This window comes from Paraburkholderia largidicola (genome assembly GCF_013426895.1).
Taxonomy (GTDB): Bacteria; Pseudomonadota; Gammaproteobacteria; order Burkholderiales; family Burkholderiaceae; genus Paraburkholderia; species Paraburkholderia largidicola.
This window is the reverse complement of record NZ_AP023176.1, coordinates 1,151,714-1,167,977: the sequence shown is the minus strand read 5'-3', so window position 1 is coordinate 1,167,977 and position 16,264 is coordinate 1,151,714. Positions and strand designations below refer to the sequence as shown.

The 16,264-nt window shown below is 65.5% G+C and carries 12 protein-coding genes; 4 read left to right on the top strand and 8 right to left on the bottom strand.

The window, feature by feature from the left end; genetic code table 11:
- Window positions 1–12 precede the first annotated feature (12 nt).
- The 7 genes from PPGU16_RS34000 to PPGU16_RS33970 all read right to left on the bottom strand — a co-directional run bounded on the left by PPGU16_RS34000 (window position 13) and on the right by PPGU16_RS33970 (window position 10,525).
- Entirely contained in the window at window positions 13–987 is a 975-nt protein-coding gene (locus PPGU16_RS34000; protein WP_180727076.1) for a cysteine synthase A, read from the bottom strand.
- Window positions 988–1,097: 110 nt separating this feature from the next.
- Window positions 1,098–5,147, bottom strand: coding sequence for an ATP-binding protein (locus PPGU16_RS33995; RefSeq protein ID WP_180727075.1), 4,050 nt, complete (start codon window positions 5,145–5,147; stop codon window positions 1,098–1,100).
- Window positions 5,148–5,292: 145 nt separating this feature from the next.
- The gene (locus PPGU16_RS33990) at window positions 5,293–6,114 is read right to left on the bottom strand and encodes a DeoR/GlpR family DNA-binding transcription regulator (protein WP_180727074.1); all 822 of its coding nucleotides are present in this window, start codon (window positions 6,112–6,114) and stop codon (window positions 5,293–5,295) included.
- 16 nt (window positions 6,115–6,130) lie between these two features.
- Complete coding sequence (gene pdxA / locus PPGU16_RS33985; protein ID WP_180727073.1) at window positions 6,131–7,129, bottom strand: 4-hydroxythreonine-4-phosphate dehydrogenase PdxA; 999 nt, start codon at window positions 7,127–7,129, stop codon at window positions 6,131–6,133.
- A gap of 44 nt (window positions 7,130–7,173) precedes the next feature.
- Window positions 7,174–8,433, bottom strand: coding sequence for a four-carbon acid sugar kinase family protein (locus PPGU16_RS33980; RefSeq protein WP_180727072.1), 1,260 nt, complete (start codon window positions 8,431–8,433; stop codon window positions 7,174–7,176).
- Window positions 8,430–9,428, bottom strand: a complete 999-nt coding sequence (locus PPGU16_RS33975) for a 2-keto-3-deoxygluconate permease (protein ID WP_042304973.1) — start codon at window positions 9,426–9,428, stop codon at window positions 8,430–8,432. The genes PPGU16_RS33980 and PPGU16_RS33975 overlap by 4 nt, the downstream gene beginning before the upstream one ends.
- A 176-nt stretch (window positions 9,429–9,604) precedes the next feature.
- On the bottom strand, window positions 9,605–10,525 hold the full coding sequence (locus tag PPGU16_RS33970) for a LysR substrate-binding domain-containing protein (RefSeq protein ID WP_180727071.1): 921 nt from the start codon (window positions 10,523–10,525) through the stop codon (window positions 9,605–9,607).
- Between the two features lie 158 nt (window positions 10,526–10,683).
- On the opposite strand from PPGU16_RS33970, the gene PPGU16_RS33965 reads away from it, so the two are divergent.
- Genes PPGU16_RS33965 through PPGU16_RS33955 form a run of 3 tightly spaced genes read left to right on the top strand, consistent with a single transcriptional unit; the run spans window position 10,684 to window position 14,093 of the window.
- On the top strand, window positions 10,684–11,493 hold the full coding sequence (locus PPGU16_RS33965) for a citryl-CoA lyase (protein WP_180727070.1): 810 nt from the start codon (window positions 10,684–10,686) through the stop codon (window positions 11,491–11,493).
- Between the two features lie 45 nt (window positions 11,494–11,538).
- Window positions 11,539–12,696: a CaiB/BaiF CoA transferase family protein gene (locus PPGU16_RS33960; RefSeq protein WP_180727069.1), complete on the top strand. Its 1,158-nt coding sequence runs from the start codon at window positions 11,539–11,541 to the stop codon at window positions 12,694–12,696.
- A gap of 47 nt (window positions 12,697–12,743) precedes the next feature.
- Window positions 12,744–14,093 carry an MFS transporter gene (locus PPGU16_RS33955; protein WP_180727068.1) on the top strand — a complete coding sequence of 450 codons (1,350 nt, stop codon included), beginning with the start codon at window positions 12,744–12,746 and terminating at the stop codon, window positions 14,091–14,093.
- A gap of 52 nt (window positions 14,094–14,145) precedes the next feature.
- On the opposite strand, the gene PPGU16_RS33950 is transcribed toward PPGU16_RS33955, so the two are convergent.
- Window positions 14,146–15,084 carry an aromatic alcohol reductase gene (locus PPGU16_RS33950; RefSeq protein ID WP_180727067.1) on the bottom strand — a complete coding sequence of 313 codons (939 nt, stop codon included), beginning with the start codon at window positions 15,082–15,084 and terminating at the stop codon, window positions 14,146–14,148.
- Window positions 15,085–15,331: 247 nt separating this feature from the next.
- On the opposite strand from PPGU16_RS33950, the gene PPGU16_RS33945 reads away from it, so the two are divergent.
- Window positions 15,332–16,222, top strand: coding sequence for a LysR family transcriptional regulator (locus PPGU16_RS33945; protein ID WP_180727066.1), 891 nt, complete (start codon window positions 15,332–15,334; stop codon window positions 16,220–16,222).
- Window positions 16,223–16,264 lie beyond the last annotated feature (42 nt).

The following is a 16,264-nucleotide window of genomic DNA, read 5'->3' as shown; positions in this document are numbered from 1 at the left end:
GCACGGCGGCTCTCACGCCGCCACCAGCCCCTTGTCCTTGAGCCATTCCGGATTGAACAGGCGCGCGCGATACAGTTCACCGCGATCGCACAACGGCGTGACGATCGTATGGCCCGGCCCCATCTCCCGCGCGAGCGCGACGGCCGCGGCCACGTTGATGCCCGTCGATCCGCCCACGTACAGTCCCTCCTCGCGCAGCAGGCGATACACCATCGACACGCAGGTCTGATCGTCGATGCTGAAGGCGTCGTCGATCGCCGTGCCTTCGAGGTTGGCCGTCACCCGGCTGGAGCCGATGCCCTCGGTGATCGAGTTGCCTTCGACCTTGATCTCGCCCGTTTTGACGTAGCTGTACAGGCCGCTGCCATGCGGATCGGCGAGCGCGATCCGCACGTTCGGGTTCTTTTCCTTCAGGAAGCGGCTGACGCCCGCGAGGGTGCCGCCCGTGCCCGTCGCGCAGACGAACGCGTCGACCGTGCCCGCCGTGTCGCGCCAGATTTCAGGGCCGGTGGTCTCGTAGTGCGCCTGCCGGTTGACGACGTTGTCGAACTGATTGGCCCAGATTGCGTTGTCGAGCTCCTGCGCAAGACGGCCCGCGATCTTCTGGTAGTTGTTCGGGTCCTTGTATGGCGCGGCGGGCACGGGCCGCACCTCCGCGCCAAGCACGCGCAGCAGTTCCATTTTCGCCGGCGACTGCGTGTCGGGAATCACGATCACGCAGCGGTAACCGCGCGCCGCGCAGATATGCGCGAGTCCGATCCCCGTATTGCCCGCCGTGCCTTCGACCACCGTTCCGCCCGGCTTGAGTGCGCCGCGCCGTTCGGCGTCCTGGATGATATAGAGCGCGGCGCGGTCTTTCACCGAGCCGCCCGGATTCATGAACTCCGCTTTGCCGAGTATCTCGCAGCCGGTTTCGGCGCTGAGCGCCGCGAGCCGGATGAGCGGCGTGTCGCCGATACAGCCGATGAACCCCTTGCGTACGCGCATGTCCGCCCCCTCGTTTCAGATGACGGCAGCAAATGCGGCTGCCCTATGTCGAAGGATAGTGCGCCGCGCATGACAACGTGATCGAAACGCGCAGCGGGCTGCCGTTGCCGCTACACCTGGCGCGCGACGTGATCGGTGATCTGCCGCAGCCTGTGCAGCATCTGTTCGCCCGACGCGACGTAGAGCGCCCGGTCGCCCGTCAGCACGCTCGCGCGGAACGTCTGCAGCGCCTGCTTCAACGGCTCGTACCTGAGCACGGAAGCCGCGCCGTCGACGCGATGAATCCACTGCCGCAACACGGCCGGCTCGGCCTCGTCGAGCATGCCTTCGAGTTCGTCGGCATCGGTCGTCATGGTCTGGACGATGATTTCGATCAGCTTCTCGTCGCGCCCGGTGCTGCCGAAATTCTGATTGATCGCGTCCCAGTCGAGATCGGGCAGCGCGTGATCTTCCTTCGCGGCTGCGGAAACGGGCGCGTGCGGCGCGGCGCGCGCAGCGTCTACATGCTGCGCGGGCGCGTGTTGACCGTGCAAGCACTGCGGCCCGAACTGGCTGATGCACGCGAGCAGATCGCTGAGCTTGGCCGGCTTGTACAGGCATTCGTTCATGCCCGCGGCAAGACACTCGTCGCGCTCTTCCCGTCCCACGCTCGCCGTCAGTCCGATGATCGGCATGCGGCGTGCGTCGTCCGTCCGCTCGCGCACGCGAGTGGCCAGTGTGTAGCCGTCCATCTCGGGCATGTGACAGTCGGTGATCAGCAGCGCATAGTCCGCCGACGCCATCGCCTTCAACGCCTGCACGCCGTCTTCGACGGTGTCGCACGTGCAGCCGAGCAATTCCAGTTGCTGCCGCAGCAGATGCCGGTTGATCCCATTGTCTTCGGCGATCAGGATCAGCGCGTGATCGCGCAGGGCATCGGCGCGGCTGCGCGGCGCAACGGGTGTGAGCGCTGATGCCGCGGACTCCAGCCCCAGTTCGGCGTTGCCGTGCAGGGCGTCGTTGCACACGGCCGCCACGCCCCCGAACGTGACGGGATAAACGCACAGATAGCAGACGTCCCCGATGCAGTCATACCCGCTGGATTTCGTGGTCGCGGTCGTGGGAACGACGGGGACGCTTCCTACCTTCGCTCGAACGGCGGCCTTGGGCGCTTGCGCAGGTAACTCCGTCGTCGACGGACTCTGCGCGGTCAACTGGTCGTCGATGATCAGCCGGCACTCCGCAGGCAACACGTCCGGGGTAAGCGGCGTGTTGGGATCGACCATCGCCACCGTGCCGCCGAAGGTGCGCAACACTTGCGTCAGGCTGTGCAGCACCAAGGGGTCGCGGACCCGAACACCAACGGTGATGCCGGCCAGCGGATAGCTCTGAAACTCGCGCTGGTTCACGTCCAGCGGCACGCGGAACTCCACCTGCGTGCCGCGCCCGACTTCGCCTTGCATGTCGATGGTGCCGCCCAGCATCGCGACGAGGCGCCGCGAGATGGTCAATCCCAGCCCCGTGCCGCCAAACCGCCGCGTCGTCGAGGCTTCGGCCTGCACGAACGGCTGAAAGAGCCGCGCCCGCTGATCCGCGCTGATGCCGATTCCCGTGTCGCTCACGCGCCAGACAATGGTTTGCTTGCCGTCGCCTTCGTTGCCTTCGTCAGACTCGTCCGCGAGTTCGACGTCGAGCCGGATGCTGCCCTCCGAGGTGAACTTGATCGCGTTGCTGAGCAGGTTGAAGAGGATCTGCCGCAGCCGCACGCCGTCGCTCCACACCACGGGCGCGATCGCCGCGTCGATGCACAACGCCAGCTTCAGGCGCTTCTCCTGCGCGCGCCAGAAAAACAGCGCGAACGTGCTCGTGCACAGATCGCGGATATCGACGGGTGCCCGCTCCAGCGCGATCTTGCCGGCCTCGATCTTCGAGTAGTCCAGAATGTCGTTGAGGATCTGCAGCAGCGATTCGGCGGCCTGCGAGATCAGTTTCACCTTGACCGCCTGGTCGGGGCGCAGATTGCTGTGCGCGAGCAGTTCGATCAGGCCCAGCACCGCGCTCATCGGCGTGCGTATTTCATGGCTCATCGCCGCGAGAAACTCGCTCTTCGCGCGCGACGCCTGCTGCGCCGCATCGCGCGCCTCGGCAAGCGCCACGGCATGCTGATGCTGCTCTTCGGCGTCGCTCCAGTAGCCCGTCCAGACGAGATTGCCGTGCTCGTCCCGCTGCGGCACGGCGTGCAGCCAGGTCCACCTGAAGGCGCCGCGGCGCTGCACGCGGAGTTCGCGGCTCACGGGCGCCAGCGTCTGAACGGCGTTGTACGCCTCGGCCAGCAGCGAGGCGCGATCGTCGGGATGAACGGCGGCGATCACCGAGCCCGGGCTGGCCTGCAGCTCGGCGCTGGTCTTGCCGAACATCTCGACGGTATTGCCGCTCAGCCAGATCACCTGGGAGTCGCCGCCCCTGGCCTGTCGATACTGAAACGCTGTGGCGGGCAACTGACTGGTCACGTCGACCAGCCGCAACTCGGCTTCGCGGCGTTCCCGTGCCTCCTTGCGCAGCGCTCGCTGCGAGCGCCATAGCACCGCGATCACGGCCAGCAGCGCGAGCGCCACGGGTGCCAACCTCAGCGCGATGTCTTTCCACGACGGACCGAGCACGTAGTTCGCGCCGAAGTAGCGGTTCTGGATCGAAAGCCGCTCGGTGTCCGACAACGCCGCCAGCGCCCGGTCGATGAGCGGCATGAGCCTCACAGCCAGCTTCGGCGAAACGGCAAAGCCCGTCTGCAGAGAACGGCCTGCGGAGCCGATGATGCGCAGATTGTCGCCATCTATGCGCTGCAGCATGTAATGCACCGTGGCCAGATCGTCCACGTAGGCATCGGCCTTGCCTTCGACGACCGCGTTCATGCCCGCCCCGACATCCGGCACGACGACGATGCTTGCCTGCGGCGATGCACCCGTCACCAGCCAGCGCAGGCCGCCGCCGTCGGTGACGGCGACGCGCTTGCCGTTCAGATCGCGTAACTGGCCAAGCGCAGGGGCATCGTTACGGCCGACGGCAACCACCGGGAACGTCGCGTAGGGGCGCGACACCGGCGTGCCACGCAACGCGGGATCATGAAGAATCGCGACGGCGACCAGATCGAGCGTTCCCGCCTGCAGCGCATCCACGGTGGCGGCGAAGCCCGGCTCGGGCTGGCGTACGAAACTGATCCCCAGCCGGTTTGCCAGATAGCGCAGATAGTCCTGCGCCATGCCATGCGTCTGCCCGCTGTCGTCGACATAGCTGTACGGCGGCAGCCCGCTGTCCACGCCCACGCGCAACGGCGGCAGCGAGCGCAGCCATGCGCGCTCCTCGTCGCTCAGATGAAACGGCGCGGACGACTCCTGTTGAATCGGCCCGGTCGTCATCCAGTTGCTCAGGATGCGCTGCCGGGCATACTCGGGCAGCGTGTTCAGCCTTGCGTCGACACTGTCGCGCAATGCCTGTTGCGCGCGTGGAAAGCCGAAGCGGACGCCGCTTTCCGTTTCGCGATAGCGGTTCAGTTCCGCCAGCCCGGCGAACTCCGGCTGCGACAGCATGTAGTCGGCGACGGGCAGCAACGTGATGTAGACATCTGCCTCCTTGCGCAGCACCTCGCGCAAGCCCTCCTGTGGACCGTGTGCCCGCACGAATACCGAGTCGGGGTAGCGCTCGTGCGATACCTGCTCGATGTACGAGCCCGCCTCCGCAGCAATGCGCCTGCCGGCGAGGCGCGGCGGCTCGCCGTCGCGGGCGGCATCCGAGGCTCGCCCGATCACGACGAAATCGGCGTCGTAGTAGGGCTCGGACAGGATCAGGCAGCGCCTCGCCTCGATCGGCTTCTGCACGGCGAGCACGATGTCGACGGAGCCGGCGCAGGCTGCAGCGCTCAACGACGCGTAGTCGGGAAACACCCGGACCCGCAGTTGCGCGGAGGGGTCGAGCACCGATTTGAGGATATCGAACGCCGCGCCGGACAGTTGACCGTTGTCGACGATCAGAAGCGGCGGCCAGCCGCCTTCAGGAACGCCCACGGTGAGGCTTGCAGGTTTATGCAAACGGGATTGCGCCTGCGCGGCGGCATCGACCGATGCCAACGCAAGCATCGCGCATAACACCCAGCACAGCCTGAGGCAGCGATTGCGGATGGTGTTCATGGCTATCAGGAAAACGAAGACCCGCGCAGACGGCGGCGGCGTCATGTTGCTGAGTTCATGATAGTGCCCCGACAGTCTGTTCGGGACCTTGATCGAACGCGTCAGTCCGAACGGAACGGACCGCGAGACCGCGAAACCGGGCCTTTCAGGCCAGTTCGACGATCACTTCATCGAGTGCGCGAAACGGCGCGAGCAGCGCCTCGTCGGCGAGTGCCGAGGTGATGAGCCGCCAGTCGCGTTGCAGCGGCGTCCAGTGTTGCTGGCGCGCGCGGCCCAGCTTGTCGGCATCGGCGAGCACGATGATTTCGGCGGCGCGCGACACGATGCACTCCTTCAGATACGCCTGCTGCGCCGACGCTTCGCACAGGCCGAACCCGGCCACCACGCCGTCCGCGCCGAGAAACGCGCGGTCGACGGTCAGACGGCTGAGGATGAGTTCCGCGAGCGGCCCGAGCGTGCTCATGCTGGAGCCGCGCAGCTCGCCGCCGATCAGCGTGAGCCGCACGCCGGGCGCGTTGGCGAGCGCCGTGACCGCGAGCAGATTGTTGGTGACCACATGCAGGTCTTCGCGCGTCGACAGATGCCACGCGAGCTGCGCGCAGGTCGTGCCGCCGTCGAGCAACACCGTGTCGCCGTCGCGCACGTGCGAGGCGGCCGCCTGCGCGATGGCTTCCTTTTGCTCGCGCTGCGCCGACTTGCGTTCTTCGAGCGACGCTTCCGGCTCGTGCACGCCGACCAGCGCGGTCGCGCCGCCATAGGTGCGCACGAGGCGCTTCTGCTTGGCGAGCGCAGTCAGGTCGCGGCGGATCGTCGCTTCCGATACGCCCAGCGCGGCGCACAGCGCCTCGACATTGGCGTCGCGCGTGCGCACGAGATCGAGAATCGCCTGATGACGGTCGGTCGTTTTTTTCACGTCTGCGTGAGTCCGGGAATGGGGCTCGATCTTACACCAGCCCCCTGCGCCCATTCACCGCCGTTCGCGCTCAGCGGCGCGTCGCCAGTTCCGCGCCCTGACGCAGCGCTTCGAGCATGCTGCCTTCGTCGACCACGCCCTTGCCCGCGATATCGAACGCGGTGCCGTGATCGACCGACGTGCGGATCACTTCCAGGCCCACTGTCACGTTGACGCCCGCTTCGAGGCCGAGCACCTTGACCGGGCCGTGACCCTGATCGTGATACATCGCCACCACCAGATCGAAGTCGCCGCGGCCGGCGCGGAAGAACAGCGTGTCGGCGGGCAGCGGGCCCGTGACGTCGAGGCCGCGTTCCTGCAGCAGCTTCACGGCGGGAATGATCTTCTCTTCTTCTTCGCCGTAGCCGAACAGGCCGTTTTCGCCCGCGTGCGGATTGATCCCGCACACGCCGATGCGCGGATGCTCGATGCCTGCCTTGACGAGCGTCGCGTTGCCGCGTTCGATGGTCCGTTGCACGAGGCCCGGCTCGATCTTGCGGATCGCGTCGATGATGCCGATGTGCGTCGTCACGTGAATCACGCGCAGTTGCGGCGCGACGAGCATCATCGACACTTCGTCGACGCCCGTCAGATGCGCGAGCATTTCCGTGTGGCCCGGATACTTGTGGCCGCCCGCATGCAGCGCTTCCTTGTTCAGCGGCGCCGTGCAGATCGCATCGATCTTGCCCGCCTGCGCGAGTTCGACGGCGCGCTTGATGTACTGATACGCGGCATCGCCCGCCAGTGCCGACAACTCGCCGAACGGCAGGTCGTCGGGAATCAGGCCGAGGTCGATGCAGTCGATCGTGCCCTGCTCGTAACGCGCATCGGTTGCGTCCTCGATGCGGCGAATCTTCATCGTCCCGCCGACGATCTGGTTCGCGCGCTCGAGGCGCTTCGCGTCGCCGATCACGAGCGGACGGCATTGCGCGTAGACCGACGCATGCGCGAGGCTCTTGACGACGACTTCTGCGCCGACGCCTGCTGCATCGCCCATCGTGATGCCGATTACGGGAAGGTAGTTGCTCATGATGTGATCTCGTGGGTACTTGCTGTTCTGTTCATTCGCGGACGTCAGTGATGCACGACGTCGCGCTCGGTTTCATTGCGCAGGGTCAGCCATGCGGCGTACAGCGCGTGATCGGTGCCGAATGCGCCCGCCTTCGTCACGACGCCGGGGCAATGCGCGCGGGTGGCGTCGAGCGGCCTTGCGACCGCGACACCCGCTTCGACTTCGGCCAGCAATTGCAGATTGCCGATGCGCGCGGCTGCCAGCATCGCGCGCGCGGTCTCGCCGCCCGTCGCGATCAGGCCGCCCGTCTTCGTGAAGTGCGGCTCGACCAGCGCGGCGAGCGCCGCCGACAGTTGCGCGCCTTCGGCGGGATCGAACGCATCGTCGCGGCCGATGCGCAGCAACAGATCGACACCCGCCTTCAACGACACGCCAATCTGTTCCTGCAGCGCGCGCCAGTCGCGATGGCGCTCGCCTTCGCGCAGCACGACGGGCGGCACGATCAGTTCTTCGACGCCGCCGCGCTCGCGCAGCATCGCGCATTGACGCTCGCTGACGGCCGACAGGCTGCCGACCAGAATCAGGATCGGCCCGCCCGGATAGGTGTCACCGCGGGACTTGCGTGCTTCAGCGTCGCCGCGCGGATTCAGCGCCGCGATCTCGCGCGCGAGCCCGCCCGATCCGACCCAGAAGAACGCCGCGTCGCTTTGCAGCGTTGCGCGGGCCAGCGCGCGCAAGGCTTTCTCGCTTTGCGTATCGACGATCAGCGCCTGCACGCCGTTCGCCGCCATCGCGCCGATGCACACGGCCAGCGTTTCGGGTTCGTCGGCGAGCGTGTCGGCATCGAGCCGGTCCGTGGTCAGACCCGCTGCTTCGAGTTGCGCCGCGATGCCGGCGGGAAGACCCGCATGCTCCAGCTTCCAGGTCGCCGTCTGTTCGAGCGGCTCGCCATGCACGAACACACGGCCGCCGCGCACGGTGCGGCCTGTCGCCGGGAAGGCGGGCGCGACGATCGCCATGCCGGCGAGCGCCTGCAGGCCCGCCACTTCCGCTGCCCAGTTGCCGCGCAGCGTCGAATCGATTTTCTTGTACAGCCGCTGGTCGCGCGCGCTCATCTCCGCGTACGCCGCCGACGTGCGTGCCGCTGCGTCGTGAGGCGTGAGACGGCGCGTGTCGGTATCGACGGCGATCGTGTCCGCGCCGTCATGCGCGGCCGTACGCGTCGCTTCCAGCGTGACGACCGTGCGATGGCCCGCGCTCGCGAAGCCGATCGCGCAGTCCGCGGCGCCCGACAGGTCGTCCGCGAGAATCAGAATCTTCATCGTGCCAGTCCTTCGCGATTCTTCGTGCGCGCGCCTTCCTGGCGCTGCTGATAGCGCTTCGCTACCTGCGCGGTCAGGATCGGCGAGAGGATCGCCGTGACCACCACGCATGCGGCGACCAGCAGCGTCGCGCTCTGCGCCGCTTCGTTGTACACCGGGTTCGCCGCCGCCACGAGCGCGGGGACAGCCGCCGCGTTACCCGCCGTATTGGCTGCCGCCACGCCTGCCACGCCCGTGCCGCCCGTCAGGCGATCGGCGAAGTACAGCGGAATGCCCGTCACGATCACCACCGCGATGCCGAGGCCGATGCCGAGCAACCCGGCCTGCCAGACCTTGTGCAGATCGAGGCCCGCGCCGAGCGCCAGCGCGAAGAACGGAATCATCACGGGCACCGCCTTGGCGAGAAAGTCGCGCATTTCACGGTCCAGATTGCCGAGCAGCATGCCGAGCGCAAGCGGCAGGATGCTGCCGACCAGCGTCTGCCACGGAAACGCCGACAGACCCGCGACGCCGAGCGTCACCATGGTCAGGAACGGCCCTGATTCGAGCGACATCAGCGTGTACGCGCCGACGTCTTCCGAGCGGCCATACTGGCCCATCAGCGCCATGTAGAGACCGCCGTTGGTGTCGTTCATCGCCGCGACCACGGCGAGCGTGGAGATGCCCGCAAACAGACCCGACGACACGGGATGCTCACCGAGCACATGCCCGAGAATCACGCCGACGATCACCGCCGCGCCGACCTTCGTCACGAGCAGCGCGCCGCCCTTCTTCATCAGATACGGCGTGGCCTTCACGTCGATGCTCGCGCCCATGCAGACGTAGAACACGGCGAGGATGGGCAGCGCGCCCGTGAACAGCGCATTCGTGAACGAACCGAAGAACTTCGGCATGCCCGGCAGGAACGTCGCCACCAGCGAGCCGATGAGCAGCGGCACGATCATCATGCCGCCGGGGATGCGCTCGATCGAGCGTTTGATGGGAATCTGAACCATGCGAGTCTCCTGGCTTTATTGGGCGCCGCGTCTGTCCGCGTTTTTGATTGAAACAGTCATCACTCGATCAAATCGATCAGTTTGAAGTGTAGACCGTTTGATTGAATTGCGCAAACCGATCACACATTTGAGCAAAACGATCATTTTACGGATGACGTACCCAACGCCCGCGCCCTTCAATGGCGTGGCGCGCGCGCCGTGCCGCGCCGCGTGTCGCGGCTTTCGCTGTCGCTCACGCTGCGCACGATCGACGCAAACGCGCGCGCCGCGGGCGTGCGCGCCTCGTCCCTGCGCCACAGCAAGCCGGGCGAGCGCACGGGCGTCGGGCTTTCGAGCGGGATCATCTTCACGTCCTCACGCCGCAGCGCATGCGTCGACACGATCGTCGCGATGTCAGTCGCCCTGACCAGTTCGATCATCGGCGCAATGGCGTTCATTTCCGCGACGACGACGGGCGCCGCGTTCGCCATCCGGAACGATTCGTCGAGCAGCACCCGCGTGGAAAAGCTGCGCGGCAACAGCACCATGCGCTGCAGATGAAGCTCCGACATGCGCACGAAGCGCCGCTTCGCAAACGGATGCCGCAGCCCGACGGCAAGCATCATCTCTTCGGTATAGAGCGGCTCGAAGCGCAGCGGCAGCGCGTCGTTCGGCTTGTACGTCACGCCGATATCGAGGTCGCCGCGCAGCAGCGCCTGCGCGATGCCGTCGCCCGTCATTTCGAGCACGTCGACACGTACGGAAGGATGCCGGTCCAGGAACAGCGACACGCAGCGCGGAATGATGTGCAGGTTGAACGTGTGCGTCGCGCCGATGCGCACGACGCCGCTCATTTCCTCGGCGGCGAAGCGCACGGTCGACACGCCTTCGTCGACTTCTCGCAGCGCATTGCGCACGCGCTCCAGAAACAGTTCGCCCGCTTCCGTCATCGTCACGCGCCGGCCTTCGCGCTCGAACAGCCGGCAGCCGAGTTCTTCTTCGAGCTGGCGGATCTGATGCGACAGCGTCGATTGCGTGACGTGGACCTTTTGCGCGGCGACGGTGAAGCTCAGTTGCTCGGCAAGCGCCGCGAAGTAGCGCAGGTGTCGTAGTTCCATGGGGTTCCCGTGGGCATTTCGGATCGATGGCATCGATAGATAACCAGCGAAAAATACCATTTTTATCGATAGATCGTCTGCCTTACACTGGCCTCGCCATCAACGATCGCAGCGAGAGGAGACCTCGACGCGATGCTCAACGGACCCGCGAAGCACCCATGAAAATCGGCAAAGAGACCATTCCGCGCACGTCGATCTCGACGTCGAATACGCACACCATCGTCGTGCGAGGACGCGACCTCGCGAACGAACTGATCGGCAAGATCTCGTTCACCGACTATTTCTTCCTGCTCGTCACGGGACAGACGCCCAGCCCTGCCGCCAGCGCCGTGCTCGACGCGACGCTCGTCGCGATCGCGGAGCACGGACTCGTGCCGAGCGTGCAGGCAAGCCGCATGACGCTCGCCGCTGCGCCCGATGCGCTGCAAGGCGCCGTGGCCGCCGGGATTCTCGGTTGCGGCTCGGTGATACTCGGCGCGTCCGAAACCTGCGGCAAGCTGCTCGACGAAGTGCGGCAATGCGCGGCGCAAACGGGCGGCGATCTGTCCGAGGCGGCGTTCACGGTCATCACGCGTTATCGCGCCGAGAAGCGGGCCGTGCCGGGCTACGGTCACCCGCTGCATAAAGAACGCGACCCACGCGTCGACGCGCTGTTCGCCGTCGCCGAACGCAGCGGCGCGGACATGACCTACGTGCGCATCGCGGAAGCGATCGAATCCGTGTTGCCGGACGTGTTCGGCAAGGCGCTGATGCTCAACGTGTCGGCGGCGATTCCTGCCGTGCTGCTGGGCGTCGGTTTTCCGCTTGCCGCGCTCAAAGGCGTGCCGATTCTCGCGCGCACAGCCGGCCTGATCGGTCATCTGACGGAAGAACTGGCCCATTCGATCGGCTTTGCGCTGTCGTATCAGGCCACGCGCGAAGTGGTGTACGACGGTGAAGCGCCCGAAGGCTTCCAGCCCGGCATCTGATCGTCCCGCTCATCTCGTTTCGCAACGCATCTCTGGAGTTGTTGCATGACCAAAGTTCTCGAAGGCGTCCGGGTGCTCGAACAAGGCACCTTTATCACGGGGCCGGCGGCCGGCATGCTGCTCGGCGATCTGGGCGCGGACGTCGTCAAGATCGAGCAGCCGGGCACGGGCGATCCGTTCCGCGCGTTCAAGGGCGGCCTCTATAGTCCGCACTATCAGACCTACAACCGCAACAAGCGCAGTGTCACGCTGAACACGAAAGACGCCGACGATCTCGCCCTGTTCGACGTGCTGATCCGCGACGCCGACGTATATATCCAGAACTTCCGGCCGGGCGCGGCGGATCGCATGAACGCGGGCTACGAGCGTTTGCGCGAGATCAATCCGCGTCTGATCTACTGCGCAATCAGCGGCTTCGGCCAGACCGGACCGGCTGCGACACGGCCCGCGTACGATACCGTCGCGCAGGCGGCGAGCGGCTTTCTCGGCCTGCTGACCAATCCCGAGAATCCGCGCGTGGTCGGCCCCGCTATCGCCGATTCGCTGACGGGATTCTACGCGGCGTATGGCATTCTCGGCGCGCTGCACGAACGCCACCGGACGGGCGTCGGACGCAAGGTCGAAGTGTCGATGCTCGAAGCGATGAGCCATTTCAATCTCGACGCGTTCACCCACTACTATTCGGCCGATGAACTGATGGGTCCATACAGCCGTCCGAGCGTGTCGCAGTCGTATGTGATGAAGTGCGCGGACGGCAAATGGCTCGCGCTGCATATGTCGTCGCCGGAAAAATTCTGGCTGGGCCTCGCGGACGCCATCGAACAGCCGGGCTTGCTGCAAGACCCGCGTTTTGCCGATCGCGCAGGACGCATCGCGAATCAGGAAGCGTTGATCGATCTGCTCGGCGCCGCATTCGCGCAGCGCAATCGCGCCGACTGGTGCGCGCGGCTCGAAGCGAACGATGTGCCGCACGCGCCGATGTACGACGCCAGCGAAGCGCTCGACGATCCGCAGGCCAAGCACCTCGAATTGCTGGTCGAGACATCGCATCCGCAGATGGGGCGTTTTCGCACGGTGCGGCCGCCCGTTTCGTTCGACGGCGAGCGCACGACCGACGTCGTCGCGCCGCCGACGCTCGGCGAGCACAACGCCGAATTGCTGGGACCGTTGCGTACGGCATTGAAGCAGAGCGAAGCGGCGTAGGCAGCAAGGCCGACATATCAAATGACGACTATATTGGAGACCTCGTAATGGAAACGACCAACGGTGCGCTGACACGCAGCGGCCTCGACGGCCCGCCGTCCGAATCGATGAAGAGCGACAGCGTGCAGGTGGATACGGAGAAGCTGTTCGGGCGCATCGCGCGACGGCTGATTCCGTTTCTGTTTCTCTGCTATGTGCTCAACTACATCGACCGCGTCAATATCAGCTTTGCGCATCTGCAATTCCGCGCGGACCTCGGCTTGACGGAAGCGTCGTATGGGCTGGGCGTCGGTGTGTTCTACATCGGCTACGTGCTGTTCGAGGTGCCGAGCAATCTGCTGTTGCGCCGCATCGGCCCGCGTCGGACGATCGCGCGCATCATGGTGCTGTGGGGTCTCGTGTCGGTGTCGATGATGTTCGTGCGCAATCCGACGCAGTTCTATATCGCGCGGATTGCGCTCGGCATCGCCGAAGCGGGCTTCTTTCCCGGCATCGTGTACTACCTCACGTCGTGGTTTCCGGATCGTCATCGCGCGAAGGTGCTGTCCGCGTTCGTGCTTGGCATCGCCGTCGCGGGCATCACGGGTGGCCCGGTGTCGGGGTGGATTCTCAGCAACGCCGATGGCTGGCACGCGCTGCACGCATGGCAATGGCTGTTTCTGCTCGAAGGGATTCCGCCCGTGCTGGTCGGTCTGGTCGCGCTCTGGTATCTGCCCGATTCCGCCGCCACGGCGAAGTGGCTTACGCCGGAAGAAAAGGCGCTGGTCGCCCGCGAACTGCAAGGCGGCGGCCATGGGAACGAGCATCGCATCGATCACTTCGGCGCGGCATTGAAGAACTGGCGTGTGTATGTGTGCGCGTTCGGCTACTTCACGATCACGTGGGCGGGCAGCGTGCTGAACTTCTGGGCGCCGTCGGTGATCCGGCAGGCGGGCGTCGCGAACCCGTGGCATATCGGGCTGGTGTCGGCGATTCCGTATCTGATTGGCGCGATCGGCATGGTGCTCGCGAGCCGCCACTCGGATGCGAGCAAAGAGCGGCGGCTGCATTTCGCGGGCTGCGCGCTGGTGTCGGCTGCGGGCGCGGTTCTGCTCGGTACGGCCCACGCATCGTTTGCGCCGGCGATTGCCGGGCTGGCGCTCGTCGCGATCGGTTATCTGTCGTGCACAGCCATCTTCTGGACGATACCCGCGACGTTTTTGTCGGGTACGGCATCGGCGGGTTCGATTGCGCTGATTTCGAGCATCGGGCAACTCGGCAGTCTGAGCGCGCCCACGGCCATCGGCGCGTTGACGGCGGCCACGCACGATATCAGCGCGGGTTCGTATCTGGCTGCTGCTGTATTGGTGAGCGGCGCGGTCGTGATTGCGGTAGCGATGCGCAACATGAAGCGTTGAGTGGTCACGGCAGCGGTCGATCTGTAGTCTGATCGGCCGCTGCAGCCTGGCGTCACTCCGCCAGCGCGGTTTCACTCACGTTCAGATTGCGCCGCATCCACTGCCCGACATTCTCGACGGCAATACCGCGCTGCGCGTTGAAGGTCTGCTGCGCATCCCACGCCACGCCCTTGCCTTCCGCGAACACCACGCGATACTTCTTCAGGCCGTTGTCTGGATCGAGCGTCAGTTCCTGCTTTAAATTCGGCACGGTCCATTCCACACGCTCGAACTTGCGCCCCGTGAACGCGTCCAGCTTGTCGGCGAGTTCGCGATAGCCGATCGTCTCGCCCGCAACATGCACGACGCGACGACTGATGCGCGGCTCAGCCAGAAGAATCTCCGTCGTCAACACGCCGATATCTTCCGCCGTCGTCACCGTGACGGCATTGTCCCAGCTACCCAGCGCGCGCACGATGCCGCGCTCGACATCCACCACGCCAAACGACGGCTCGAACAGGAAGCTCGTGAACATGCCCGTCGACACGATGACCCAATCCGTGCGCGTTTGCGCTCGCAACAGGTCGCGCACATCGAGTTGTTCGTCGAACAGATCCTGCGCGCTGCCCCGGCCGATCACGTCATAGTCGACGCCGAACTGCCACGGAAAGAAGCGCGGCACGCCCGCATCCAACGCGGCGCGCGCGATCTTCAGTTGCACGCCCTTGCCGCCGACGAACCCCGTGCACGACACGACAGTATCGAACCGCTGGAAAAGCGCGGCAAGCGTGTCGACGGAATCCGCCGCGAGATCGCCGGGAACGGGCTCGATGCCGAGCGTGCGCAACTCGTCGATGTCGCGTTGTTTAAAGGGTTCGGTGGATTGGATCGTAGACGGGCGAAGCAGCACGCTGATGCTCAGTGCCGAAGACCCTGCCCGTCGGGCGAGATTGCGCAGCACGGACATGCCCAGTTCGCCCGCGCCCAGAATGAGAATACGTTGTTGCGTCATCACACGTTACCCTTTTCATGGCATCGAAAACGATGCGGTGAATGGCCTTCGGTCGTCGAAGGAATCGGGATCGAAGTCTAGGGTGGGACGCGCGCGTCATTGTTCGCCACGCCTGAATTTACAACGCGTGCGCGCCGAACGCGCGGCACTCGAGTCGCGTCCGATGCCGCGAAGTCTCACGCGATGTATGCTCGCGTTCGAACGCCGGGTGCGGCGTTACCGCTACTTCGCACGCTCGCCACTTTTCATGGACAAACTTCAAGCGATCAGCACTTTCGTGCGCGTCGTCGACGCACGCAGCTTCAGCAAGGCGGCCGAGACGCTGTCGATGCCGCGCTCGTCCGTCACCACGACGATCAAGAATCTGGAGCAGCACCTGGGCACGGTGCTGTTGCGCCGAAGCACGCGCAACCTGAGTCTCACGGAAGCGGGCGAGCGCTATTACGCGTCGTGCCGGACCATCCTGGCCGACATCGAGCGTGCGGAAAGCGGGCTTCGGGACGACACGGTCGCGCCGCGCGGCAAGGTGCGCGCCGATATGCCGGGCGTGATCGGCCGGGCAGTCGTGCTGCCGAATCTGCGTGACTTCGCCCTGCGCTATCCCGACATCGAACTCGTGCTGGGACTGAGCGACCGGCCCGCCGATCTGATTTTCGACGGCATCGACTGCGCGATCCGCACGGGCGAACTCGCGGACTCGACGCTGATCGCGCGGCAACTCGGCACGCTGACATGGCTCACCTGCGCGTCGCCGCGCTATCTGCGCGAGCGCGGTGAGCCTGCCTCCGTCGACGACCTCGCGGCGCACGATGCGATCAACTACATCTCGAACGCGACGGGCCGTCCTCTCGACTGGCGCTTCGACGTGAACGGCGAACCCGTCACGCTGACCATGCAAAGCCGCTTCGCCGTCAACGAAACGGAAGCGTATCTGCAATGCGGGATCGAAGGGCTCGGGATCATCCAGCTATCGGAGTTCGTCGCGAAGCCTTATCTGGAATCGGGGCGGCTGAAGGAAGTGTTGCGGGAATCGAGAAGCGCGCCCGTGCCCGTCGCGATCCTGTATCCGAACCGCACGCATGCGAGCGCGGCCGTGAAAGCCTTCGTCGACTGGATCGCGGAGATTTTTCCGCGCTGACGCTGATACATCCCGTCGTGATTCGCGACGAAGGACTACGGA

Excerpts from the sequence above, each read along its gene's own strand:
- PPGU16_RS33955 (WP_180727068.1), top strand. The coding sequence starts at position 12,744 with ATGGAAACGACCAACGGTGCGCTGACACGCAGCGGCCTCGACGGCCCG.
- PPGU16_RS33990 (WP_180727074.1), bottom strand. The coding sequence starts at position 6,114 with ATGGGCGCAGGGGGCTGGTGTAAGATCGAGCCCCATTCCCGGACTCAC.
- PPGU16_RS33960 (WP_180727069.1), top strand. The coding sequence starts at position 11,539 with ATGACCAAAGTTCTCGAAGGCGTCCGGGTGCTCGAACAAGGCACCTTT.
- pdxA (WP_180727073.1), bottom strand. The coding sequence starts at position 7,129 with ATGAGCAACTACCTTCCCGTAATCGGCATCACGATGGGCGATGCAGCA.
- PPGU16_RS33970 (WP_180727071.1), bottom strand. The coding sequence starts at position 10,525 with ATGGAACTACGACACCTGCGCTACTTCGCGGCGCTTGCCGAGCAACTG.
- PPGU16_RS33945 (WP_180727066.1), top strand. The coding sequence starts at position 15,332 with ATGGACAAACTTCAAGCGATCAGCACTTTCGTGCGCGTCGTCGACGCA.
- PPGU16_RS33950 (WP_180727067.1), bottom strand. The coding sequence starts at position 15,084 with ATGACGCAACAACGTATTCTCATTCTGGGCGCGGGCGAACTGGGCATG.
- PPGU16_RS33995 (WP_180727075.1), bottom strand. The coding sequence starts at position 5,147 with ATGAACACCATCCGCAATCGCTGCCTCAGGCTGTGCTGGGTGTTATGC.
- PPGU16_RS33980 (WP_180727072.1), bottom strand. The coding sequence starts at position 8,433 with ATGAAGATTCTGATTCTCGCGGACGACCTGTCGGGCGCCGCGGACTGC.
- PPGU16_RS33975 (WP_042304973.1), bottom strand. The coding sequence starts at position 9,428 with ATGGTTCAGATTCCCATCAAACGCTCGATCGAGCGCATCCCCGGCGGC.
- PPGU16_RS33965 (WP_180727070.1), top strand. The coding sequence starts at position 10,684 with ATGAAAATCGGCAAAGAGACCATTCCGCGCACGTCGATCTCGACGTCG.
- PPGU16_RS34000 (WP_180727076.1), bottom strand. The coding sequence starts at position 987 with ATGCGCGTACGCAAGGGGTTCATCGGCTGTATCGGCGACACGCCGCTC.